Below are 26854 nucleotides of genomic sequence, written 5' to 3'. Positions count from 1 at the left end.
TGTATAGCTACTTTAGAAATAACAAATCAAGCTGTATAGCTCAATTACTATTAATCCCCTAACCTGTATAGCCTAATTAGGACGAGACACTTCTCGTACCCCTGTACTATTTATACCGTGATTAAACCGTGACTAGACCGAGGTTCTACCGTCATTGCACGACGCAAATACGATTTTACCAGGGTCTAATAAAGAAGCAGGTCAGGACAAGATAGGAACCTGGTAGCTGTTCAAGTCGTGGACAATAATGTCTTGATTTTTTAAGCGGATATCGACTAAACTTTGGATTGGCCGCCGAATGATGTTGATCTAATTTAACGTTTTCAACCGGGAAACTTTGCAAGCCCTGATTATTTGTTGTATTCAAATTCCCAGCTGACCACTGAACCTCCGTACTGTGACATTGAGCCGTTCGTGGTTTACCATCAGAAGTCTACTGGTAATCTCTTGTTTCTATCAGCTGGGCGGGCTGATTATCTACAACCGACTCATGCTTCACCATATTATTAGGACAAAAAAGCCAACATAATCCGTTGGGTAGTCCAGGTTTTTTTTGACATTTACTTTGTTATCGTATTCGTATGTCGAGGAGCTTCTTGAATTGACGTAACCGTTCCAGTAAGTTTCAGTGACCTGGCGGACGATGTTGCCACATTGATCGTTGGTGAATGAAACTAGCGCATCAACCGCTGTGATGTCGGGTTGTATCCCCGACCCCGGAATGAATACAACAAGCGCTTAACGATGGTCAATATTAAAATTTCTTACGTACAGCCGGATTTCTTTTAAATGTTCATTTCAACTTCTATATTTGCCACACGTTACGAATATGTTAATTCGGGATGTAGCGTAGCCCGGTATCGCGCCAGCATGGGGTGCTGGAGGTCGTCGGTTCAAATCCGGCCATCCCGACAAAGTCACTGACCAATCAGTGACTTTTTTTATCTTAAAACATGTCACGGATTTTAACGCCTAGCCTCCAATCCAACCGTTCCGGAATTCATCCGTCCTTCAAAAGCAAGTCATAATCTATATCTAACGTCATCTCCACCGCTTCCCTACCATTAGCTAAAGCAAGTTCGTGACTGAGTTGGTTCAAGATGCCCAAAGCCAGCTGCTTGCTTGTTAATAAGTTTGTCTTAGCAATTTTCATACTAGATATTAAATAAATATTTGAGAAAGGACACGAATTAGGAATCTGAGATTTTGGCGATCCGGATCAGGCTTGTATTCGGAGTCCACAAACCGTTTTTGCGCTCAAATGGACCATAATTACGATATAAAAAATCAATTTATTTAACAATCCTTAGTAATACGTTAAAATCCACATCAAAACACAGTAAATATTTATATAATTACAACAAAATACATTAAAAATTATAAATAATATCTAATTTTATGCTATATATTAGAAAGAGGGGAATTTTTTGAGTAGTTTTTTAACGCATTCTGATGCAAAATTACTGCTTTTGATATCCGAGGGAAATCAAAAGGCTTTTGATGAGTTGTATAATAGGTACTGGAGCCGGGTTCTGGGTGTGGCGATACATAAACTTAATGATGTTCAGGAGGCCGAGGAAATTGTTCAGGATATCTTTTTATCTCTATGGAAACGCAGAAGAGATCTGCTTATCAATTCGGAACTTGAGTGTTATCTGATGGTATGTGTTAAATACAGGGTTATCAAGTATCTTAGCAGGCAGCGTCAAAAAAGACTTTACGAAAAACAGCAACTTACTGGCGATCTGTTAGATGACTCCACTCAGGAATATCTAAATTTTTCAGATCTGAAAAGGCAGCTCGAGATCCTTGTTAGACGCCTTCCTGAGACCTGCAGACTTGTATATCAAATGAACAAGGAATCGGGCATGAGCTACAAAGAAATTTCAAAACACCTGGGAATATCCGAAAAGGCAGTGGATGGGCATCTTTTTCGCGCTAAAAAAAATTTAAAAACAGGAATTCAGTCTTTTCTTTCTATATATCTATTGTGATTTATGGTTATTCTCGTCATAAACCCATGATATCTGTGATTTATAACATAATTATTGCAAAAGTCCTGCTAATACTGACAAAGTATTCCAAATATAAAATCATAAACAGTGTGATTATCTGGAATATTTTACAAATCATCTGATTTTTTTTTATTTTTTTTGAGGAGTTTTATTCTTTCAGGGGACTTACTTTCAAAGACTCCCAAATGGATGAGATTTCTAAAAAAACAAGATTAGAGGTACTGGCTGCAAAATGGCTTGAGGGGAGTATCAGTCAGGATGAGAGGGAAGAATTCAATGAATGGTTTCATTCGAACCTGGAGACTTCCGTTGCTATAAAAGAGACTTTTGCTTCTTCCCGGGAGGAGCATCGTTTGAAAATCCTTTCGCGTATTCATAAGGAAATCAGGAGGGAGCATCGTCCCCTGATTGTCAGGCGACTATGGTTATCGGCTGCCGCTGCCGTATTGCTGATTATGGGCGGTATTCTATGTCTGCACCAGATGAACCTTAAGAAAGAACAGCTGCTAAGTGAACGTTACCTCAACGCAATCAAGCCTGGAACGAACAAAGCAGTACTCACTCTCGGAGACGGTCGTCAGGTTGTTTTAAGCCAGACCGGGCAGCAAATATTTTCCCAGTCAGGGATTAAGATCTTGACGGATAAAAACGGCAGGCTGAAGTATGAGATAAAGCCAATGGGCGTAATTCCCTCCTCTAGTGCCTTCAACACGATTACTACGCCCAAAGGCGGGCAGTTTGAATTGGTGCTACCGGATGGGTCCCGGGTTTGGTTGAATGCAATGTCTTCCATCAGATTCCCGGTAAACCTTGCTTTTGCCGCCAGGCGTCGTGTAGAGACCAGTGGCGAGGTCTATTTTGAGGTGTCCAGAAAGATCTCGACAAAGCATGCCGCAACTGAAGGTAAAGAGGTTCCTTTTCATGTCATTTCAAGGGGACAAAGTGTAGAAGTTCTGGGAACACAATTTAACATCAATTCCTACCCGGAAGAAGAGTTTGTAAAAACGACCTTGCTTGAGGGAAAGGTCAGTATTTCTGCGAGCGGACAAAGGGTCATCCTGATACCGGGGCAGCAAGCGTGCGTCTTGCCTGAAAAGCAATCCATTGGAATCAGAGAGATTGACTCTGAAGAGGTTATGGCATGGAAGAATGGTCTGTTTATGTTCGATGGACAAGATTTGCAAACTATACTGCTACAGGCGGCCCGCTGGTACGATGTTGAGATCGAGTTCAGGGATCCTGATCTTAAGAGGCAAAAATTCAAAGGAAGCATCTCTCGCTTCGAAAATATCCGGCAATTACTGGAAGTATTGGAGTCTACCGGATCGGTTCATTTTAAAGCAGAAGGAAGGAGGATCACGGCTATGAAATAATTAACAGTTCCTAATACCAAAGAACACAGAAAGAACCGGAAATGCGCTAACATCCCCGGTTAAGTTTTCAGTGTTCAGTAGCATAAAATCACATCCGACTAAAGCACTAAAAAACAAATATAATGAAATTTCAGGATCAAAACAGGTCTGGCTGGTCTGCCTGCGCCATAACTTTTGTTGTTCGTACTATGAAGCTTACAATATTTATTTTAACAATTTTTCTGGTCCAGGTGAGTGCAGCAGGCCGCGCGCAGAGAATTACGTTTAAAGACAATAACGCTTCACTTAAGCAATTGTTTAAAGAGGTCAGAAGGCAAACAGGGCACAATGTATTCTGGCAGGAAGACAAGGTAAACGATGCTCTTAAAACAAAGGCTGCTTTTAACAACACCCCGCTTGAGGAAGTTTTAGAAAAGACCCTTATTCCCTTGGAATTAACCTATACTATTGTCAATCGAACAATAGTAATTAAAAAGAAAGATGTTTCGTTTCTTGAAAAGGTGGAAAAGTGGTTGTCTACTGTCCAGATCGACGGTAAGGTATTAGACCTAACGAGCGGTTCATCACTGTCCGGCGTAAATGTCACCCTTAAAGGAACCAGGCGAACGGTTTCGACTAATTCATTCGGAACCTTTACGTTTTCTGGCTTGCCTGATGACGCAATCCTTATTTTTTCCTACATCGGTTTTGAAACGCTGGAGGTAAGGGCTAGCACCAATATGGTAGTCCGGCTCAAACCTGCTGTACAGGCGCTGAATGAGATTTCGGTATCGACCGGTTATCAGCAAATTAGGAAGGAAAGTGTTACCGGAGCTTATTCGGTGGTGACGGCTAAAGAAATAGCGAACACCCCGTCGGTCAATTTGATGGAACGCCTGGAAGGTAAAGTTCCCGGGGTTCAGTTTGATATTCGTAATAACAAGATCCAAATCAGAGGGATCAGCACGTTCGGAAGTACGGATGCCTCTCCCCTGGTGGTAATTGATGGTTTCCCCGCATTAAACCAGGACCTTGCGACTATCAAGGGTGGCACTGTAGATGGCAGTACATCGTTTAAAAACCAGCCGTCGCACTCTGGAAATGCTGTTTTAACAAATTTCAATCCTGCAGATATTGAAAGTATCACTTTTCTGAAAGACGCTGCTGCTTCTGCCATCTGGGGAGCGCGTGCGGCAAATGGTGTGATTGTTATCACGACAAAGAAGGGTAAAAAAGGTCAGACATCTATTAACTTCAATTCTGCTGTCAGCAGTTCCGCGCCTGGAAATTTTTCCAATGTACGGGCCATGTCCAATCAGCAATACCTTGAAATGGAACAGGAGCTGGTAGATAAGGGCTATATTCTGGACCCGGAGATCCAGGGTTACCGATCAGCTCCTGTAAGCGAAGGCCAGCAATGGATGCTGAAAGCAAAACGGAATGCTTTGTATACGGGCCAGCGTGATTCTGCCATACAGGTGCTGACTGCACGTTCCGGGAGAGATCAGCTCAGGGATAATTTATTACAGAATGCTGTTTCTCAGCAATACAATCTTTCATTCTCGGGCGGTTCAGATAACGGCTCGTACTATATCTCCGGAAACTACACGAAGGATCAGCCCATTTTCAAAAGCAATGATGCTGAAAGCTATTCTGTAATATCAAACCTCAGCAATGAATATCTGAATAAGAAACTTGTTATAGACATTGGGCTTAATTATCTGAATTCCAAGGCAAAGGTAAACGGTGCAGCTGTCGCCGCTATGGGTAGCAGCGGACTTGGAATGGCCCCTTATGACCAGCTCATAGATGAAAACGGCAATAAGATCTACCGGGGCGTAAACTACACTACACGTGTTTCGGACAGCCTTACCCGGGTAAGAAACCTGTTGCCCTGGACTTACAATCCTATTGATGAACTGAACTACAATAGCACGGTGAATGGAAGAAATCTCGTCAGGGTGAACGGATCTGTTAAAGGTGTATTAAGCTCTTGGGCCAGTTTAACCGCTTCGGGACAGGTTCAAAAAAGCCTTGAGGAACAGACACTTGTTCAGAATCAGGATAGTTACCTAGTCAGGAACAACATTAACAATGGCACCAATACTGCCAATAGCAGTAACGCTGCTATTAATTCGGTATATGGCTTTCCTAAGGGCTCGGTTTATAATGGCAGCAGGGTTAATAAAGACAATTATGGTTTGAGGATTCAACTGGACATCAACAAGAACTGGAATGATGTTCACAGCCTGAACCTGATCGCCGGCTCTGAGATCAGGGAAGAGCGTGCTAAGGGCAGCTCCCAGGTCCTGTATGGCTACAATGAAGAGCTCTCTACTTCGATCAATGCCAATACGGTTACACGCTATACTACCATTTTTGGTCAGGTGTCTCTACTGCCGGCCGCTAACGGGACGGTATTCAAGAACAGAGTGAGGTACCTTTCTAACTATAGTACCGCATCCTACTCTTATCAGGCAAGATATTTCTTATCGGGAAGCATTCGTTTTGATGACTATAACATTCTGGGTGTAAGCCGTAAAGACAGGGCTACTCCGCTGTGGTCGGCGGGGTTGCGCTGGGATCTTAAAAAAGAAAACTTTATGAAAGGGGTACAATGGCTTGAAGCACTTAGTTTGAGGGGAACTTATGGCAAACTCGGGAATGCGCCAGGCAGCTCGCAGAATTATGCAACAGTAAGCGTCGGACTGGTCGACGGCTACACCCAGCTGCCTTACAGCAGCATCGGGAATCCTGCAAACAGAGATCTAGGATGGGAAATCACAGCTCTTAGTAACCAGGGGATTGATGCGCGGTTTTTTCATAACCGTCTGTCCATCTCGGCCGACGTATTCCAAAAAAGGTCCAAGGGTATTTTTGTAAGCATTCCGATGAATGGAACTTATGGTTTCACCTCTCTGGCCAGGAATGCTGCCACGCTTTCAGCCCATGGTTACGAGCTGAGCTTGTCGGGAGACCTTCTTAAAAGCAGGGGCTTTCTATGGACGATGAACGGTAATGTTTCTTACAATACCAATAAAGTCACGGATGCTCGCTTTGAAAACAATTCTACTTCGGTGGGTTCAGGGATGATCATCAATGATTATCCTGTTGATAACTTCTTCGTATTCCGCTTCGCTGGTCTGGATGAGAAAGGACAATCGAAAATTTATAAAGCAGATGGCTCGGTCATACAGTCTTCCGGTTCGTCATCTATCTCCGCTGAAGACCGCAAGTATGCAGGGAGAACAACGGCACCTTATTTCGGGGGACTTAGCAATACCTTTACTTACAAAAATCTGAGCCTTTCAGCGCGGGCCAGCTACTACTTTGGACATAAGTTCCTTTATAAAACAGTGAATACGTCCTTCTACCCCACTTCTGGATCTGTTTCTGGCTTAATTCCTAACATTGACGTACTTGCAATGCGCTGGAGAAAGCCGGGTGATGAGTCGGTGACGAGTGTACCTGGTTTTAGCAACACGAATTTCAACAGTATCTTCTGGTACGCAAACTCGGATGAGAATGTAAGGGATGCAGGCCATATCCGCTTGCAGCAAGTGAGTCTTAGCTATAACCTTCCACCTTCATTCTTCAAGAAGAGCCCGTTTATAAAAGGGATCAGTCTGGCTGCAACGGTAAGTAACGTCGGATTGTTATGGGTGGCAAATAAAGAAGGAATAGATCCCGCCTATCAGGCTGACGGAACGTTATCGAATCTTCCACCGACAAGAAATTATGTTTTCAGTTTTAATCTTTCACTTTAAGAACAGTACAATGAAGCGATATATTTACAAAGGCCTAATGCTGATTACCGTGCTTGCTCATTCCGCATGCAGGAAGTATGTTGAGATTTCACCAGAGCAGATTCGCGTGCTTAAACGGACAAGTGATTTTCAGCAGCTTCTTTACAACTCGACCACTTTCGACCCTGCTTATTATCTGCCGGTCCTTGCTGCGGATGATACGGGGAACGAAATACTCAGCTGGCAAAACAGTTTATCTCTCTCTCAGGCAAATGCTTTTATCTGGGCGGAGAAAACATATGGTCAAAGCGAAGAGGATGTTGACTGGAATAATTTATACAAACAGATCTATACCTGTAATCTGATAGAAGAAGGGATAATGAACAGTGAAGGCGGAACTGAAGCTTTGAAGGAGTTAGTTCTCGCATCTGCACGGGTACACCGTGCGTTTGCTTACTATACCCTTGTTAACCTTTATGCTAAACAATATGATCCATTAAGTGCAGAATCAGATCCAGGTGTACCTCTTCAACTGAGCACCTCATTCTATTCCAGTCTTGAGCGAGCAAGCGTCCAAAAGGTATATGAAAAAATATCTGAGGACCTGAAGGCTTCTTTGACAGGCCTGCCGGATAAACCTGATTACAGTCCTAACCCTTCCAAAGCGGCGGCTTACTCCATACTGTCTAGGGTTTACCTAAATATGCGTCAGTTTGCACAGGCAGAAGAATACGCTGACCGTACCCTGGGCATTCAGAACACTTTGGTCGACCTAAATGATTATGCAGCTAACAGGAATACGTACCCGGCTAAAATAAGAAATCCGGAAGTGATCTTTTTTAAGCGTACCTCCCAGTTCCCAACTTCTCTGGCGATCAGTTCTTCGGCCACCGCCCTTTATGATCAGGTAAATGATCTTCGTTATACAACCTTTTACCTTTCAGATCCAAATATCCCTGGAGGAAACTTCCCTGCAGGCAATGGTAATAAGCTCTATTATAAGTCAAGGATAACGGCGGACGGTGTCTGGGTAGGTCCCACTGTACCCGAGCTGATGCTTATAAAAGCGGAGTGCCGGGCCCGGGCTGATGATCCTTCAGGGGCGGTCAGCATTCTGAACGCGCTTCGTAAAAAAAGGTATCTAAGGGTAAATTACAGCGCTGACCTTAGTGCAGATTCTCGTGCTGAGGCTTTGCAGCATGTAATTAACGAAAGAGGGCGTGAGCTGGTAGGTACGGGTATGCGCTGGTTCGATCAGCGCCGCCTAAGCAAGGACGCAGGATTGGTTTCGCCTGTTACCCGGTTATTTAAAGGAGAAAGCTATACGCTTGAGCCGGAAAGTAACCGTTATACTTTCGCGATTGCTGATAAATACATTCAACTAAATCCAGAAATAATACAAAATCCGAGATAAAAAACATGTTAAAAAGTTCTAAGACGCTGTTAGGCGGAGCTATTTGCGGAGCTTTGCTCATTTCAGGCTGCGCAATCCTTAAGAAGAAAAAAAAGGTCTCCCTCATCAGCCCAATTGAAGCTGTTGATCCGGCTAAAAAAACAGCGGACAGCTTAAAGAAAGCGAAGGCTTTAAAACCCTATTCTGATGTGGTAGGCAAGGGCACTAAAACCCAGACCGGCTTTTTCACTGTCCACCAAAAAGACAACAAGTTTTACTTTGAAATCCCCAATAATATCCTGAAGAGAGAGATCCTAGTGGTCAGCCGTATCGCCAAGGCCTCCTCAGATATGAGAAATGGAAGCTCAGGCTACGCCGGCGATCAAATCGGGGAAACTGTCTACAGTTTCGAGAAGGGTCCCGATAACAAGCTTTTTCTCAGACGCAGATCTTATTCTGAGTACGCCAAGGATAGTACGATGACTTTGTTTGCTGCCCTGGAAAAGAATAATGTGAGTGCCATAGTTGCCACATTCCCGGTTCTGACTATGCCTTCAGATTCGTCGGCTGTCGTGGTGGATGTAACTGAGTTTCTGAACAGCGATAATGATGTCCTATATTTTCAAAAAAAAATATTCAAGGAACGGGCTGGCATGGCTGGGCAGATCAACGACAGGAGTTATATTGATTATGTCCATACGTATAACACAAACGTTGAAATAAGAGCGGTGAAAACATACAATGCCGGAATTAATCCTAATGGTTCCGTATTTACTATCGAGCTGAACTCTTCATTGGTGCTGCTTCCCCTGAAGCCTATGAAAGGTCGTCTGGCGGACGCACGTGTGGGATATTTTACGACTGCTTTCAAAGATTTTGGTGCTGATCCGCAGGGCGTGACTACTACTGCTTACATCAAAAGATGGCGGCTTGAACCTAAACCCGAAGATATGGAAAAGTATAAACGGGGGGAGCTTGTAGAGCCGGTCAAACCGATTGTTTTCTACATCGATCCTGTAACGCCGAAAAAGTGGGTTCCCTATCTGATCGCTGGTGTGAACGATTGGCAAAAAGCTTTTGAGGCGGCCGGCTTCAAAAATGCCGTATTGGCAAAAGAGGCTCCGACCCGGGAGCAGGACAGTACATGGAGCATTGATGACGCCAGGCACTCGGCTATTATTTACCGCCCGTCGTCCGTGGCCAATGCTATGGGGCCAAGCACGTCTGATCCGCGGAGCGGTGAGATCCTGGAAAGTCATATTTTCTGGTATCATAATGTGATGTCTCTGTTGCAAAGATGGTATCGCCTGCAGGCCGGAGCCGCTGATCCAGCTGCACGTAAGCCGGAATTCGATGATGAGCTTATGGGTACACTTATTCGTTTTGTTTCTTCGCATGAAATAGGCCATGCTCTTGGTTTACTGCATAATTTCGGGGCAAGTTCTAGAGTTCCGGTCGAGAAGCTAAGGGATAAAAAGTGGCTCGAAAGCCATGGCCATACGCCTTCTATCATGGATTATGCCCGTTTCAACTATGTTGCACAGCCGGAGGATAAGATCCCTCAGAGCGGTCTTTTTCCTAAAATCGGCGATTATGATCTCTGGGCTATAAAATGGGGATACAGCTGGCTGCCGGATTACCAGAATCCGGAGGCTGAAACACCCTACCTGATTAAGATGGTCACCGATTCAATTCGCAGGAATAAAAACTTATGGTTCGGATCTGAGCTGGAGGCAAGCGACCCCCGTTCCCAAAATGAGGACTTGGGAGACAACGCGATGAAAGCTGGCTATTATGGAATAAAGAACCTTAAGAGGATTGCACCGGAACTGCATAAATGGGTGAATGTTCCAACCGAAGGCCAGGAAAAACTTAATATGTCTTATTCTGATCTCTGGCTGCAGTTCGGTAGGTACCTGGGCCATGTATCAAAGAATATTGCCGGGGAATACCACACTGTTAAAATCAATGCAGAGCCGGGATTAATGTATCAGCCGGTGCCTTATGAGATCCAGAAAGAGGCTGTCGGCTTCCTTAATAAAGAGATTTTTTCTACACCAATGTGGTTGAATACGAAAATTGTCCTGAACCGGCTGAACAGTAGTTTCGGTGTGGAGTTGAATCAGTTACAGAAGAGTGTTATTGAGTCGGTGTTCACCCGGGCGAACTTAAGCCGTCTGCTGATCAATGAGCAGGAATTTAGCGTGCGGACATATACAGTCAAAGACCTGCTGAGGGACTTCGACAAAGGTATCAATGCTGAGATCTATAGTGCAAGGAATATTGATTTTTATCGCAGGAATCTGCAGAAGAATTATGTATATCGGTTGTGCTATATGAATTTTTTTCCTAACGAAGCCAGCCTGATCGGATTTGGAAGATACTATAATATTGCTACCAGTGATTTGTCAAGTTATCTTTCTGAGGAGTTGCGAAGATTGCAGTCCTCCTTCAGAAGAGCAGCAGCTAATACTACTTTGAATAAAGAAACGAGGAGTCATCTTAGACGTATGGATGCGTTTATTGAAAGCAAATTTGTTGCTGATCGGAACGGTATCATTCCGAGATAAGAATTTTTTTTCTACTATTTAATGGCCATACGGGTTCTCCGCATGGCCATTGATCTAATGCGCCACCGGGAAGGAATTTTTTTGGTTCTCTATACCGATGGTAACATTTCAGCCAGGTGGTCACTGTCAGAAATCCAGATAAGACTTACTGACAAGTATAATAGTACAATCCTTTAAGGGTTTCAAAAAACATTGGATCTGATGAAACATCAGATCTATTATGTACATGTAGATTCTAAACATAAGGATAAATCATACATAGCTTGCCTCGCCTATAGTTCGTAATTATACGAAACCCCGATAAAAACCCACCGTAGAAATAAAAAATTCCTTGTAATGAAAGCTGCAGCAGTGCTACATACCTTACTTGCCCTGGGAATTGATGAAGATCAGGAAGAGTGGTTACAACAAAAGCTTAAGCTGACCAATAAAACTTCGCTTTTAACTGTTCTTCTTGATATTCCTTATATTGTGCTGACTGCGGTTTATTTCCCGCAGCTTCTTTTTTGCCCATTGGGAGTCGCATTGTCTGTTACGGGCTGTTTAGTTTTAAATTTCTATAAAAAAGTCAATTTTTCGAGGTTCCTGCTGGCTGCTAATATTCCTGTCTTTCTAACTTTGTATCATGCCTGCTTACTGAAGCCGAATGAGGATTTAATTCCGGCGCTATACCAGCTTCAGCTGAGCTTACTAGTATTTCCTTTACTTGTCTTTGCTCTCAACGAAAAGATTTGGATTGCCTGCACCCTCCTGCTCAACAGTTCTCTTGCTTTCAGTTACCCACTGATTGGGTCTTTCTCGTTGCAATTAGACAATTCAATTCTACGGGAGGGTTGGATTGCTTTCATGGGAACGGGTATTGCCATAACCGCATTATTCATCATTGTCATCCTGAATTCTATTATCAACGAACAGTATTCACGGTTAAACAAATCGATGCTTAGTGAACTGGAGACGCAGCAAAAATTCACCCTCGAAGCACTCGAGGATGCTGAGCGCTCCAAACGGGAGGCTGAAAAAGCGAATGAGGCGAAAAGCACTTTCCTGGCAACCATGAGTCATGAAATCCGGACTCCTATGAACGGTGTTATCGGGATGGCGGGACTTTTATCTTCTACTCCGTTGAGTACTGAGCAGAATGAGTACGTTGAAATCATCAAATCCAGTGGTGAATCTTTGCTTAGCTTGATTAACGACATTCTAGATTATTCTAAAATTGAATCAGGCAGAATGGAGTTAGAGCAGCAGGAATTTGATCTGAGAGCCTGCCTGGAAAAAGTGATGGATATTTTTTCGGGGAACAGCAGTTCCTCCGTGGATCTGATATACCAGGTGGATGCGGAAATCCCTGAGTATCTGCTTGGAGACAGTTATCGCTTATCACAGGTGCTGATCAATCTGACCGGCAATGCCTTGAAGTTCACTTCAAAGGGTGAAGTCTTTATTCAGGTACGTAAGATAAATACTACTGGTTCACATACGGAGATTAGGTTCAGTGTGAGTGACACTGGTATAGGAATCCGGGAGGAAAAACTGCCTGCTCTGTTCAAAGCGTTTTCCCAGGTCGATTCATCTACCACAAGGAAATATGGAGGTTCGGGCCTCGGACTGGCGATCAGTCAGCGCCTGATCGATCTGATGGGCGGCGAAATCCAGGTTGTAAGTGAACTGGGAAGTGGTTCGTGTTTTTCGTTTTCCTTAAACTTTATCAATGGAAGGAGTCCGGGCCGGAACTTTTATCTTGAGGAGCGTTTTCCAAATGACAAGGAAAAGGTTTTGGTTATGGATGACAATGCCACACTAAGAGAGGTTTTAAAAACTCATCTTCTTCGTCTTGGACTGGCACCAGTGCTGGCTGCTTCAGGGAAGGAAGCCTTAAAAATCCTTTCTGAAAACAAGGATTTGTGTCTTGTTATTGTGGACAGGTCTGTGCCGGAATGGAATGATGTTGATCTGGCTGCTGCAATCAGGAAGCTATCTCCGGAAATTCCTGTATTAATCTTGTCGGATGTGGGTGATGATGTATGTTTGAGGTATCCTGAGCTGTCTTTAAAACTTATTACCAAGCCTGTGAAGGAGAGTCAGTTTTTCGAAGCGGTAAGGGCTGAATTAAAAACGAAGCTTCCCTTGCCTGCACATCGAAGGCAGGATGCTGGTTCCTCGTACTCTGCTGAGTTTGCCCTGAATTTTCCACTAAATATTCTTTTGGCTGAAGATAATCTTATCAACCAGAAGCTGGCTGACCGGATCCTTAGCAAGCTGGGTTATAGGATTGACCTGGCTAATGATGGTGTCGAGGCGGTGAGCTTGGCTCAGACCAATACCTACGACCTGATTTTGATGGATGTTCAGATGCCTAATATGGATGGTCTGGAAGCTACACGTACGATTCGTTTCGGCAAGGGCAGGCAACCGAGGATTGTGGCAATGACGGCAAATGCAATGCCGGGCGACAGGGAGGCTTGTCTGGCTGCTGGTATGGATGAATATATTTCGAAGCCGGTAAATGTGCCGCGTTTGCTGGAGGTGCTGAGGGCCTGCAAACGGACATAACAGAGGCTAGTTAGTGCTCTGCGAGCATACAACACATACCGAGATTGTTTGGCGCTTATAGACAAGCAGAATAATTGTAGGGAAAAGTCCAATGCCGAGGATTCGCCACGGATCTAATATAAATACGTATATTTATTTTGGCTGACACACCCGTGCAAGTAAACGTTAGCTGCCTATTTAAATAAACTTTCAAAAGAAATAACATGAGAAAATTAATAATGTGGAATATCATTACGCTTGATGGATATTTTGAAGGAGAAAAAAGCTGGGACCTTCCCTTTCACGAAACCGTTTGGGGACCCGAGCTACATCAATTATCAGTTGAACAGTTGCAGTCGGCAGATTACCTTGTATTTGGCCGGATAACGTTTCAGGGTATGGCTGCATATTGGAAAAATGCAGAAGGTGAGATTGCAGGATTGATGAATACGACTCCCAAGATAGTAATCTCCCGGACATTGGAATCAGCAGATTGGAATAACTCCATCCTCATTAAGGAAAATGTGGTAGGAGAACTTAAAAAGCTGAAGTCAGGTGGAGATAAAGACATGTATGTGTTCGGCAGTGCATACCTATCTGAGACTTTGGTTGAAGAAAACCTCTTTGATGAGTATAGAATAGGGGTAGCACCTGTTATTGCAGGAAGCGGAAGATGCCTGTTTCCAAAAGGATTGACGACAAAAAAGCTATCGTTGATTTCGTCGCAACAACTCTCCACAGGTGGCGTAGTTTTAAAATATCGACCAAAATGAGGTAGCTCTAAAATTTGCTGACGAAAAGCGTCTGCATTTCAGCATTGGCGCGCAAGTGCATTATCTGTTTCTCTGGCATACATTTTTCTTGACATTAACATGCCTGAGGTGTATGGCTTTGAGTTTCTGGCCGAATACAATAAACTGCCAGAAAACAATCACTTCAATTTAGAATTACCTTCGTAAATTTACCGGCTCATATCTTTCCTGAGAACAATAAAATAGCAGGGAATCAAGCCTGCTATTTTAGTCTTTGAATCTAAGGATTAATGATCAGTTTGCTTCCGGCTATGTCTTCCCATCGGTAAAAATGGAAAGTCTTGTCATCACTCATCGCTACAAATAAACCGTGTTTAAAATCACTATTTAACGGAACAGACACAATATCCGACCCGTCACTTTTAACTGTTGCCGTTTTAACAGAATCGATCAAAGCATGATTGTGAGGGTTATTAAGCCCTTCCCTGCTGTATACTTTGAATTTGTTCGCACTTTGGTCAGATACCAGGATATAGCCGGTAGTTGCCGAGGTTTTATAAATGCTGATGCCCTCATTATCTTCGGTGTAACCTTCCGTGGCAAATAAAGCGAGCTCCTCATTGCCTTTTGCTGGATCGGCATAATACTTCCGTACGCCTACCTGTTCGTCTGAGTAGTAAATATAGCCTAGCTCGTTGTCGACCGCTATCGATTCAATTTCTTTGATACCACTATATTTTCCGAACTTTCTTATTAAAGTGGCTTTTAACCGTGCATTACCATCGTCTTCAAGCAAATATTGCCAGAGGTATGTGCCATCGGTAGGGCCTGTTTTCCTGCCTACAATAGCATAGATCTTTCCTGCGGGATCGGTATAGAGGGCTATTCCCATTAGATCCCGGAACATTATGCCCATTTGACCTTCGTAGACTTCAATTCCTCCATTATCAAGGGGCTTCATATCCGGCAGAGAGTAAACACGAATTTTATGGGTCATTCTTTCGGTAGCCACGGCAATGTCGAATTTCTTCCCACCTAAAGTCAGACCATAGGCTACATCTACGTTGTTAGGACGTTTTAGTCCTTTCACAGTTTTCTCCTTGACTATCTTTCCCTTAAGGTCGTATATATAAAGCCCGCCGTTTTTATCTTTGTCGGTACCAATAACCAGTGACCGAGCCGGGTCCGCCCGATTAATCCATATTGCCGGATCGTCCGTGTCAAATCTCACAGGTTCAGTAATATATAGGGGTTTTACAACATTGTCGGGTCCTTGCGTACCGTTTGTTTTCGTTGTTATTTTATTTGAACAGGATATGCTCAGGGCAATCAGGCATCCAGAAGCAAAAGCCGCGTATAGGTGTAGTTTATTTAAAATCAACATGTTAGTTCTTTTTCTTAATATTATCTGTATAGATCACTTCTCCCCTGTCGTTTACCACCTGCACCAGCATATTGTCAGGGCTGATAGAGAAAGTCATGAAGCCAAAGTCAGCCTTTGCGAAACGACTTTCAGGAAGCTTTCCCGTTGGTCGCACCTCACAGCCTGCACCAGACACAAAATAGTGAGTTTGGCCGGCCGGCTTGATGTGCTGAAGGTCGTGTTCATGGCCGCACAAGTAGGCATCGACCTTGTACTTCTTAAACAAGGGTTCAAAGCAATTCCGGATGTCAAATGTTTCAAGGCTTTTTACCCGCTTGCCACCGCAATACAGCGGGTGGTGCCCCACTACAATCCTCCATTTTATCGCCGGATCAGGATCACTCAACACGCTGTTGATCCAGGTTTTTTGTGCCGCTGTATCCTGCTTAGACACTTGCTTTTTATAGTCATCATCCTTATAATACTTTTTTACAAAAGGGTTAGTATCAATGTAAACAAATAAAACCTTTTGCGTGGCATCGTCATTAATGCTCAGCTTCTGCGAAAAATAGTAGTCAGGCATATTCCACCTGCCGCTGATCGCTGAGTAGGCAATCTGCGCAGCGGGATTCGACCGGTAGTCGTGATTGCCCAATACCACATTCCAGTCCTGTAGTAAAGGAAAGTCATTGTAAACATCTTCGAAAGATGTTTTCCATAGCGGATCACTAATACTTTGCACACCGTTTGGATAAAAGTTATCCCCGGTTGAGATTATAAACTTGCTGTCCAGCGTAATTGCAGCATTGGCTAATTGCTTAGCCACCGACGTCTGATGATACTGCCCGTTACGACCCCAGTCGCCTATCACCAGGAAGTTCAGGGCATCTTCATTCACTTGCAATGATTCGATGAAACCTCCCTGGTACCCTGATGCTTTCTCTTCAGCAATGATCTTTGACAACTTTTGCGAGCTTGCTTGAGAAGCTGTCTGGGATAAACCTTGGAACGACCCAGACAGGATAACTATAAGTATTACAAAAGAATATGTAAACTTACCAGATAATCTACTTAAGATTAATTTCAGCTGCTTCATTTACTCAGTGCCAGGGTTATTTCTTCAGTTTCATCGTCATCAAACTCCCCCTGCAATACCAATGTAAGTGCACCAGAGACCACTTCAAAGCTCCCTTTATAAACAAACTCTTTGGATGCTCCTTTATCATCTTCGATTTCACCCACTAATTCCAGGTCGCCTTTCAGACTATCGCCTTCCAGCTCTTCAAGATCAGCTTCAATCTCAATTTCGCGGTTTACAGTTTCGGTTTCGCCGCATTCGCTCACTTGGATTGTTTGCTTCAATACCACAAGGGCCTTTAATTCACCGTATTGAAATTCGATCTTTATTTCTTCAACATCATCAGCAGAAAGACCTTTAACCTCTTCATTCACGAGCCCAAACAGGTTTATGTAATTCTGGAACTGGCTGGCATCATCGATATCCAATTCATACTCGCCATAGATACCCTCATCATCTAATACCCGGTATTCGAAAACGTTTGAACTATTTACCACCACATTTTGTCCCGGAGCATTTACAGAACTAAGCTTAATTTCCAGGCCGCGCTCTTCTTCATTGAACACATCATCGTCGAATAGGCTGGCCTCCGTTTCAAACTCGATCTCGATTTCTTCTACACCCTTTGGAAAGGTAACGCTGCCCTTGCCCGTACGTGCATCGAATACCATGTTCAGGTCTATGTCTGCATCTTCGGAGCTTGTGCAGTCGTCTATCTCGTAAAAGGCTTTCGCATCTAAGATGTAAGAAGAAATGGCATCGAAGCCTTTAGTGTCTGAAACTTCGAAGTTAACAGTAGCATCCTGTTCTAATGGGATGATCTTACCACCAAGTTCATTTCCCTCTGGATCTTTCCGGTCTGCCAGCGTTATTTTAAAACTGAATTTGTCTTCATCCTCTAACTCACCGTCTCCTTCATCCGCCAGTAACAGGATCTGAGGGAAATCGTTCTCCACAATGGGGGCAATCAGGTTATCGTTCTTTTTATCGCAGGCTGTCATTGACAGGATAACCGATGCGAAAAAGATATATTTTAATGTTTTCATTTGTTCTTTTAATGAGCTTGTTAGAAATTACAGATTGAACTTTACGCCAAACCGGGTCCAGAAAGAATACATTTCGCGCTGGATAGTCTGTGATTTATTTCCCTGATACAACTGTAATGGCTGATTGGTAATGTTCAGCACTTCAGTAAACAACCTGATCTTTTTATTCAAGGCATAACTGGCGCTCGCATCAAGCTGCAGACGACTTTTTACATAAATATCCTCTGCTTTTGACCCTCCAACTTCTGAAAGGAACTTATCGCTGAAATTAATAGAAGTACGCAAAGACAGTTTTTTGCCTTCATATCCAAGAGAGGCATTTCCCACATTTGCAGATTGTCCCGGCAACCTGATCTCTTCCTGAACATTTGAATCTGATTCAGTAGCTTCCCTACTCTGGATATTTGCTTTAGAGTGCGTGTAGGTATAGTTAAGATATAAACTAAAAGCCTTTAATGCCGGAATAAGGGTTAATCTTCTTTGGAAAGCGAACTCTAAACCGGTTACCTGAGCCGCATTACCATTTTGAACCTGAACCACATCGATGCCAGTTACGGCAGCAGGACCGGTTAAGGGGTAAGATGTATTAAAAAGGACTCGTCTGTAAATAAAATCGTCGAGTTTTTTGTGGAATAAACCAGCCGAAACGATCCCCACAGAACCGAAGTACCGCTCGAACATCAAATCGTAATTAATAGCACTGACCGGCATCAGATCTGCATTACCAACGGTTGCAACATTATCCTCCCGGTTAATCTCCTGTGCAGGAATGATCTCTGAAAAGTTTGGCCTCGCATAAGACCAGGTCAGTGCTGCTCTCAGATTACTAAACTTGCTAAGTTCATATTTGAAATGTAACTGAGGTAAGATAAAATCGTAGGTGGAACTTCCTGAAACGGGTAAGATATCTTCAAGATCTCCAGCTTCATTGATCACTACATCGCTTGAATTGTATTTTACCCTGGTGTATTCGTACCTCACGCCTCCTAAAACCATTAACTTCTTTATTTGCTGACGTGCCATCAGGTAACCGGCAACAACATCTTCATTTGCAGTATACGATTCCAGCGCTTCGTCTATCGCTTTATCTTCGACCTGTAGTTCAAACTGACCGGGGTTGGCATTATAATAACCGATCAGGCTGGTAACATTTAGAGGTCTGCCTAATTCATACCGGCCGGAAAAAAATTCATCTTTTACCGGGTCCTCTTCAAAAGCATCCAATGTTGGTACACCACCAAGATTTTCTACAGTGTTTTGCTGAATGCGATAGCTTTTATCTTTCGACCTTGCTTTTGCCCCAAATTTGATCAGGCCATCATTATCGCCCAACTTATACGGCAAACCGATATTAAATTTTGCAGTGAGGTTTTTATCCTTTGCCAGGGTTTTGCCAAAGCCTACGGCGTCAAACTCGTATAATGAATTGTTGGTATAGTCAGCTGCCTGGAAGGCAGGATAACGAGAATTACTAAAATCGATGTTGCTTGAAATTCCTGCGATAAATTCTGCCTCATTATCGTAGGGAGTGTTCTGTTCCCCGTAACTATATTGGGCTTCATAATCCAGGAAGAACTTTTTGAATGTATGTTTAGCACCGGCATTGACAGAAATAACCGATTGCGATTCAAATCTGTCTTTAGTTGCTTTAACTATTTCTTCATCTTCGGGAGCAAAAACATAAGCTCTCCGGAATTCACGGTCAGTAAACCTCGAATAAAGTCCTTTCAAATAGATTTCATGGTGATTATTGAATTTATAATCTAAAGATGAACTCAAGCCTAAACGTGTTCTTGTGAGCTCGTAGTCGCGCAATTCCAGTTCGTTATCTGCAACTGAACGTTCAACATTATCAGAACCAAGATCATTGTGGTAGTAGTTGCTGTTCAATAAGAGGCCAAGCTTTTCATCTTTTCCAAAGCGCTGACCATATTGCAATTGTCCCTGCAAATTTGACTTTCCCATCAAATTATTATATCCCCCACCGAATGATCCGCTTATTTCCGGAATGCTGCTTTGAGGTGTACGGGTGATGAGGTTAATGGAACCTCCTATAGCATCGCCGTCCAGATCGGGCGTCAGGGCTTTGGTCACCTCAATCGATGCCAACTGATCAGAAGGAATAGCGTCCAGGGCTACAAAACGTACATCCGCTTCAGGGGAAGGAATTTGCTCGCCGTTAATGCTTGTATTAGTAAACTGCGGTGCAAGCCCCCTTACAGAAACATATCTTCCCTCTCCCTGATCTCTTTCGATATTTACTCCTGGAACCCTTTGTAATGCCTCGGCGGCGTTCGGGTCAGGAAAACGTCCTATCTGGTCTGCCGCTATAATGTTCTTGATATTGTCGGCATTCTTTTGCTGATTCAGCGCCTTTGCCTGGCCCTGCGTGTATCCGGTAATGGTAACATCGCTTAATTTCTGCTGGCGTCCGGAAAGAGCTACGTTAAGTACTTTCAACTCACCTCCTTTCAGATTTACAGTCAAAGTTGTATCTCTGAAACCAAGATACCGTACCGTAAGATTTACATTTCCCGAGTTTACATAGAACTGATACTCCCCATTAAGGTTAGTTATTGTGCTGTTATTTGTTCCGGAAAGCAGAACGGTAGCACCTGTCAGGGGTTCTTTACTTTGCTGGCCAGTAATTTTGCCTTTAACAATTGCTCGCTGACCAAAAGCCATAGCAGCAAGAAACAAAATTGGCACACAAAAAAGTAATGCTTTAAGATTCATAAAATTGTGATTTATTTTTCTAAGGGCAAAGATTAAAGCAGAGAAACGAGCAATCAATTTTATGGCGTTACAAAAAAGATACAGCGGGCAGAAAAGCGTATACAAAACAGCAACATCACACCAATTTCAAAAATAAAGACCTGTACATCAATAGTTTAATATCTAATATTGAGCCATTAAGTTTGCGTTAACGGACGGTTACTTTACTTTTAAGCCTCCGCTTTTGTCCTCTATAGCCTCTGAATAAACGAACTCAGATTCTCCCCCTCTTCAAGATTAAGTTTTTTACGGAGCCTGTATCTTGAAATCCGGAGACTGTCTTGTGATATACCCAACATCGTTGCAATATCAGAAGAGCTCAAATTCATCTTTAGCAACGCCACAAGCCGAAGGTCAGAAGATGTTAGGGTATTGCAGTATTTTTTCAGGCTTTCAAAAAAGTGCTCATGCACTCTTTCAAAAACAACACGGAAATCTTCCCAGTTCTTATCCTGATTGTTGTTGAAGCTGATCAGGCTTATCACCTGCTTAAGTTCTTTGCGCTGATCCCGCTTTTCGTCTTTGATCATGGCATTGAGCTTATTTTTTAGTTCTTCAAGAAGTTGATTTTTTTGAATGAGATGAAGTGTATGACTGGTAAGCTCTTTGCTCTTCAGTTCCAGTTCAGCCTTGAGGTTCTCCTCTTTAAGCTGCTTGGTATACAGATCAGCCTCCATTACTTTCTTCTGGGCTTCAAAGAGCGAATGATTTTGCTGATTTAGTTGATGCTGATTGATGATTTTGAGTCGCTGTTTACTTATTATACTTACTGCAAGTGCTATTAGCAGCACGATGATCACAATGGCAGCTATTACGAACAATCTGTTTGCCTGCCTGTCTTTCTCAAACTGAATGATGGTATTGTCTTTTTGCTCGATCTCAAACAAGGTCTGCAATAATAGAAGCTGTTTTTTATTATCCTGAGAAAAGATACTCATAAAAACTTCTCTACCAGCTTCGCTGTAGTGATAGGCACTGTCATTTTTCCCCATCAGGTTAAATGCTTTAGAAAGATCCCGGCAGGCACTGGCTTGCTGATAGGGCTCATTCAGTTCAACGGCTAGTTTTTCGGCTTTTTTAGAATAGATCAACGATTCGACATACCGGCCGGATTTACGAAATACATCACCTATATTATTTAATATTTCGATCTGGGACATCCGGTCATCGCGTGAACTATTCAGGTCGAGAGCAAGGTTAAAATATCTAAGCGCAGAATCCAGCTGGAGCTTATCTTCGTATATGCTTCCCAAATTCTCGTATATCTTGGCAATGCCGGTCTGATCTTCCAGTTTTCTAAATTCGGCCAGAGCCAGATTTTGAAAATGGAAAGCCTGTTTATCATCATTGTTCTTTTCGTAAGTCTGGCCGATAAAACCATAGGAAGTGGCCATTCCGCTACGGTTATTAGATTTTTTATAAATACTGATGGCTTCCTGGAACGACTTCAAAGCAATGCCGTATTGCCGGTTATAATAATAGGTCTCTCCTATTTTATTCAGATTCCCAGCCAACTCATCATCATAGTGGTGCTTCCTGAAAATACTATTAGCCTTATAGTAATTGTCTAATGCCTGGGAATATGCTGCCTGGTAATAAAATAATTCGCCAATCTGCTCATAGCATACTGCTATAGCGAATTCATCCATGTTATCTTGCGACTCTTTCAACAGGCGCTTGATCTCCAGGAATGCTGCATCCGGATTTTGTTTAATGAGGGACCGCGAATGCTGCAGTTTTTCGAGTATAAGCTTCTGGGAACTGGCCTTTAACGGGAAGATTTGTAAAATGACGAAAATGTTTATTATCGCAGCTATTTTTAGCAAGGGGCACTGCGTTAACCTACCGAAATCAACATTCATTTGGATATTTTAAGGATATCTATTTAGAATGTTAAAATTAGGACTCGTAGGTTAGAGCAATGTTAAATTAGAGATATATCGGATAATTTTATCCTAACATAGAATGGCACTCCCAACCGGGCAGTTTATTCATTAGCTGGATACGACCAAACGTTTCAGTTCCAGCTTAGGATATGGGCAGCGATATTGCAACGATAAGGTTAAGCGTAAGTTGGAGGAGGAATTGCTATTTACCAGCATAAAATTTTTTGGGAGCAAGCGGAAAAGTTGGGGGGATGTTCTTTCCTTCGTCATCCTGAACTTGTTTCAGGACCTCTTGCTTAAGCATGTCCTTTATAGTTCAAGAGTTGCTGAATCGAATTCGGCATGACGACCGTTTTAAAAAGTTTGGCACTAATGCGCTTCGCCGCCCCCAACTTTTCCACTTGATCCGTTTTTGGCACACACGGTGTGCCGGGGAGTACCAAAAGCGTGGAAATAAAAAAGGACAAAATGGAATTGGTCCACTTTGTCCTTCTTAAAGTCGGGGTGGCAGGATTCGAACCTACGACCTCCACATCCCAAATGTGGCGCGATACCGGGCTACGCTACACCCCGATTAGTATCGATCTTTTTTATTACTTCAATTTTAAAATCAAACTCATCTTGATTTTAGTCGGGGTGGCAGGATTCGAACCTACGACCTCCACATCCCAAATGTGGCGCGATACCGGGCTACGCTACACCCCGATCGGTATCTTTATTCTCCTTTTTAAGGGAGTGCAAAGTAACGGTTTTAAAACCGTTAAAAAAAGTAGATTTTTAATTCTTTTTTGCGGAGAGGGCGGGATTCGAACCCGCGGTACCGTTACCAGTACGACAGTTTAGCAAACTGTTCCTTTCGGCCACTCAGGCACCTCTCCGTTTATTTTTAACAGCTTTCCCGGATGCTGCTGAATTTAAAGATCTAGTATTTTAAAGAACCATTTTTCGAGTTTTTAAACTCCGGTGTTTTAATCCCGTGCCCTTGTTTTAGGGTGTGCAAATATAGTAATAAGGTAGTCCCTTCAAAAAAAAATTTCACTTTTTTATAGGTCATAGTCCACCCGAACATGATAAATTGACATTAACATACTTTTAAAGATCTGCCTGATCATGGCTACGTCTTTAAGGGTAATATTACTATTGTTTAATTGACCCTGATCTAGTTTATAATCTATAATCCTGTCAACAAGCGCATTAATACTTTTGGCATCAGGTTCTTTTAAACTTCGGGATGCAGCTTCTACTGAATCAGCAAGCATTAAAACACCTGTTTCTTTCGAAAAAGGAATTGGTCCGGGATACCTGAAAATATTTTCGTCCACGAACTTTTCCGGGAAGTTTTTAAGGTATGATTGATAAAAATAGTCCATCCTTGTGTTGCCATGGTGGGTTCTGATGAAGTCGATTATGATCTCAGGCAGGTGATTCCTGCGTGCTATCTCCACTCCTTTTGTAACGTGCCGGATAATGATCTGAGCACTGGCCTCATATGACAATGAATCATGCGGACTGGATCCCTTGTTCTGATTCTCAATAAAGTACTGGGGGTTTTCCATTTTTCCAATGTCGTGGTACAAAGCTCCTGCCCTAACCAGCAGTCCGTTTCCACCGATGTTATAAATGGCAGCCTCCGCAAGATTAGCCACCTGCAAAGAATGCTGAAAGGTGCCTGGTGCCTTGTACGAAAGCTCTCTAAGTAGTTTTGAGTTAGTGTTGGTGATCTCCATCAAGCTCACTTCAGAAGTGATACCGAACACCCGCTCGAAGACATAAATAAGTGGATAAGCAAGCAATGACAGTAGAACGCTGATAGTAAAAGGGACAAACGTGATCCAGTCTATAGCATACAGAGAACCGTTTCTTATTAAAGAAATACCTAGAAAGGCAGCAAAATAGTTTCCCAGAATTAATAATGCAGAAATCAGAAATTGCTCGCGTTTTACCAAGTTCTTGATACTATAAATAGCCACCATGCCGGATGTTACTTGCAAAAACGCAAACTCGAAGCTATTAGGAACGTAAAAGCCAGCTATGAGCACAACTAATAAATGTATGTTAAGCGCCAGACGGGTGTCAAACAGTATCCTGATAATAATTGGCACTATACAGTAAGGAATGTAGTAGAGGTTAGGTATTTTAAGCTGTATAGACCAGGATAATACCACCAGCATTGAGGTGATAACTATAAGAATCAGCGAAATTTGCCGGTTATCCTGGAAGATATCTCTTCTGAACAGACGTAGGAAGACCATCAATAGCATTACTACTAAGCCCCCTAGTAAAAACTGTCCGGCGAAAATGATCCGCTTGTCTCCTCTTATTTTCGAGTCTTTTTCGTAGGTATTTTTTAAAGATTCGAGCTTTTGATAGATTTCCGGAGTAATCACCGCTTTGTTGCCTACAATGAATTCACCTTTTTGCACCATTCCACGGGTGGTGGATATATTCTGAAGACCTTCAGCCTCCAGCTTTTCAGTTAAACGTTCGTCGAAGATATAGTTTTGATTTATCCTGTCTTCCAGTAACTTAACCAACCACTGTTTGTTGGTTATGCGAACGTCTTCATTTACCTGCTTTTCTGCATACTTAATTGCAGATTCCAAAGTAAATACTCCGACAGTATTCATCTGCCTGGCCTGATTATTATTTAGTAAAAGAAAGTTGTAATTGTCGCCAGTCCGTTGGTATCTTTTGAATAACGACATAATACCTCGCTCATAAATTTCTGTAAGGATCTTTGTGCCCGCTTCGCGGTATGCTATCTGCATCTCGGCATCCTCATTGGCTGAATTCCATTTAATATCGAGATCAGCATTAAAAGCCTGAAGTTCCGTCTCAAAAACATCTGGATCATATTGATAAGCAGGCAACACGGAAGCCAGGACATCTTTTCTGTCTTTATCGAGTTCTGCAGCGGTTTTCTCTATGGCGAAGCTATAAGGCGACACCAGATCCTTGTTCATCCAAAGTTTTCCCTTTTCATACTCGTACTTAAACCGGGCATGTTTCGGTAAAAAAAGCGTAACTATCAGTACGCATAGTACCATCAATAAATATTTAAGCGAGGAAGAATACTTACGGTACAGTATTAAATGGGAATTTCTCCTGAATTTAGCCACGTTGTTTCCTTAGTGTTTCAAAAATATAAGATTTAATAAACCCGGTCACAAAAAAAGAGAAAGAAAATCAATTTTGTTATATATAGAATCAATTAAGTACTTATACTGTTTTATAGTACAATAGCGTTTTATTAAGGACTGTAACCACAAACATCACTTCTTCGTTTAAAAAGCCGACAGGAGCCCAAACTGAAGAACATTTTTGCGGTTAGGTTGAGATCAAATATGAAAACACTTTTTTTAGCTACAATTCTGTTTTTAAGCGGACTTAAAGCCATACAGGCGCAGCATTCATCGCCTAACAAAGATCTTATTTTGCGTTATCAGGATACGATAAAAATGTTAAGCTATGAGAGCATTAACAATCCGGATGAAGCTGAGCGATACAGTTCGAGTTATAAGATGATACGAACGCTTATTAAAGCTCTTAAAACACCTAATTCGTTTAACTTTGGCTTTGACTCCGTTAAGACAATCTCTATTCAGTTATCACCCGACAGGCGCTTCAGAATATTTTCCTGGCATGTAATGAATAATAATGGAAGTTACCGTTATTATGGCACAATACAAATGAACACTCCGGGAAGCAGCACTTTAAAAATGTTACCTCTAATAGATCATACAGAGGCTATCAAAAATCCGCAAGACACCTTAACTACAAATGAGAACTGGTTTGGCGCGCAGTATTATAAGATCATTCCGGTAACGGCAAATGTGCGCTCACCCTATTACATACTACTTGGCTGGAAGGGTAATACCGTAAAAACAACCAGGAAAGTCATTGAAGTACTACAGTTCAAGGATGATAAAGCGTATTTTGGTTTACCTGTATTTGAGGGCAATAAAGACTTGCTGGGTAAAAAAAGGGTGATCTTTGAATACAACCGGCAGGTATCTATGATGTTGAATTATCAGCCCAAAGAAAGAATGATAGTTTTTGATCACCTTGCCGCGCCCGACCCAAGAATAACGAACAAGCCGGAATTAATGGGGCCCGATATGTCTTATGATGGGTTTAAGCTTTCTAATGGCCGCTGGAAATTTGTTCAGGATCTCGAATTAAAAAATGCGCCATCAGAGCTGGACGATTCTTTTATTGATCCTACTAAAGCCCTAAAGGAAAAGGTTAATAAACTTAACTAGGTCCTATGACGGTGGCCCGAAAACTTTACTATTAAAGCTGAAATGCTAAAACCTTCCGCCTAATTACTGCGGGTTTAGCCCCCC

At 42.6% G+C, this 26854-nt stretch carries 15 protein-coding genes and 4 tRNA genes; 9 read left to right on the top strand and 10 right to left on the bottom strand.

The features are described from left to right. The first annotated feature begins 838 nt into the window (after positions 1–838). Positions 839–912 (top strand) — tRNA-Pro (locus tag J3P37_RS08255). 88 nt (positions 913–1000) lie between these two features. Here the strand turns inward: J3P37_RS08255 and J3P37_RS08250 are convergent. After that, the gene (locus J3P37_RS08250; protein WP_256010623.1) at positions 1001–1153 is read right to left on the bottom strand and encodes a hypothetical protein; all 153 of its coding nucleotides are present in this window, start codon (positions 1151–1153) and stop codon (positions 1001–1003) included. Positions 1154–1427: 274 nt separating this feature from the next. Here J3P37_RS08250 and J3P37_RS08245 point away from each other — a divergent pair, with 274 nt between their 5' ends. From J3P37_RS08245 to J3P37_RS08215, 7 genes are all read left to right on the top strand, one after another. After that, positions 1428–1994 carry an RNA polymerase sigma factor gene (locus tag J3P37_RS08245; RefSeq protein WP_256010622.1) on the top strand — a complete coding sequence of 189 codons (567 nt, stop codon included), beginning with the start codon at positions 1428–1430 and terminating at the stop codon, positions 1992–1994. A 206-nt stretch (positions 1995–2200) separates the two neighbouring features. Then, complete coding sequence (locus J3P37_RS08240) at positions 2201–3388, top strand: FecR family protein (protein WP_256010621.1); 1188 nt, start codon at positions 2201–2203, stop codon at positions 3386–3388. A gap of 122 nt (positions 3389–3510) precedes the next feature. Next, positions 3511–7134, top strand: coding sequence for a SusC/RagA family TonB-linked outer membrane protein (locus J3P37_RS08235; protein WP_256010620.1), 3624 nt, complete (start codon positions 3511–3513; stop codon positions 7132–7134). 10 nt (positions 7135–7144) lie between these two features. Next, entirely contained in the window at positions 7145–8527 is a 1383-nt protein-coding gene (locus J3P37_RS08230) for a RagB/SusD family nutrient uptake outer membrane protein (RefSeq protein ID WP_256010619.1), read from the top strand. 5 nt (positions 8528–8532) lie between these two features. Beyond that, a complete protein-coding gene (locus J3P37_RS08225) occupies positions 8533–11076 on the top strand; it encodes a zinc-dependent metalloprotease (protein WP_256010618.1) in 2544 nt (847 codons plus the stop codon). A gap of 336 nt (positions 11077–11412) precedes the next feature. Further along, positions 11413–13629, top strand: coding sequence for a response regulator (locus J3P37_RS08220; protein WP_256010617.1), 2217 nt, complete (start codon positions 11413–11415; stop codon positions 13627–13629). Between the two features lie 203 nt (positions 13630–13832). Continuing rightward, the gene (locus J3P37_RS08215) at positions 13833–14381 is read left to right on the top strand and encodes a dihydrofolate reductase family protein (RefSeq protein ID WP_256010616.1); all 549 of its coding nucleotides are present in this window, start codon (positions 13833–13835) and stop codon (positions 14379–14381) included. A gap of 259 nt (positions 14382–14640) precedes the next feature. On the opposite strand, the gene J3P37_RS08210 is transcribed toward J3P37_RS08215, so the two are convergent. The 9 genes from J3P37_RS08210 to J3P37_RS08170 all read right to left on the bottom strand — a co-directional run bounded on the left by J3P37_RS08210 (position 14641) and on the right by J3P37_RS08170 (position 25555). After that, on the bottom strand, positions 14641–15744 hold the full coding sequence (locus J3P37_RS08210) for a phytase (protein WP_256010615.1): 1104 nt from the start codon (positions 15742–15744) through the stop codon (positions 14641–14643). Between the two features lies 1 nt (position 15745). Beyond that, positions 15746–16687: a purple acid phosphatase family protein gene (locus J3P37_RS08205; protein ID WP_256010614.1), complete on the bottom strand. Its 942-nt coding sequence runs from the start codon at positions 16685–16687 to the stop codon at positions 15746–15748. A gap of 128 nt (positions 16688–16815) precedes the next feature. After that, entirely contained in the window at positions 16816–17847 is a 1032-nt protein-coding gene (locus tag J3P37_RS08200; protein WP_256010613.1) for a hypothetical protein, read from the bottom strand. Positions 17848–17874: 27 nt separating this feature from the next. Beyond that, positions 17875–20583, bottom strand: a complete 2709-nt coding sequence (locus J3P37_RS08195; protein ID WP_256010612.1) for a TonB-dependent receptor — start codon at positions 20581–20583, stop codon at positions 17875–17877. A 230-nt stretch (positions 20584–20813) separates the two neighbouring features. Beyond that, entirely contained in the window at positions 20814–22484 is a 1671-nt protein-coding gene (locus J3P37_RS08190; protein ID WP_256010611.1) for a tetratricopeptide repeat protein, read from the bottom strand. Positions 22485–23007: 523 nt separating this feature from the next. Then, positions 23008–23081, bottom strand: a tRNA-Pro gene (locus J3P37_RS08185). A gap of 58 nt (positions 23082–23139) precedes the next feature. Next, a tRNA-Pro gene (locus tag J3P37_RS08180) sits at positions 23140–23213 on the bottom strand. An 86-nt stretch (positions 23214–23299) separates the two neighbouring features. Next, positions 23300–23386, bottom strand: a tRNA-Ser gene (locus J3P37_RS08175). A 165-nt stretch (positions 23387–23551) separates the two neighbouring features. After that, complete coding sequence (locus J3P37_RS08170) at positions 23552–25555, bottom strand: HD family phosphohydrolase (protein WP_256010610.1); 2004 nt, start codon at positions 25553–25555, stop codon at positions 23552–23554. Between the two features lie 297 nt (positions 25556–25852). Here J3P37_RS08170 and J3P37_RS08165 point away from each other — a divergent pair, with 297 nt between their 5' ends. Beyond that, positions 25853–26770, top strand: coding sequence for a hypothetical protein (locus J3P37_RS08165; protein ID WP_256010609.1), 918 nt, complete (start codon positions 25853–25855; stop codon positions 26768–26770). Positions 26771–26854: the final 84 nt, after the last annotated feature.

This window comes from Desertivirga xinjiangensis, assembly GCF_024436435.1.
In the GTDB taxonomy this organism is placed as follows: domain Bacteria; phylum Bacteroidota; class Bacteroidia; order Sphingobacteriales; family Sphingobacteriaceae; genus Desertivirga; species Desertivirga xinjiangensis.
Note: the sequence above shows the minus strand (reverse complement) of the source record. Positions and strands in the feature narration are given on the sequence as shown.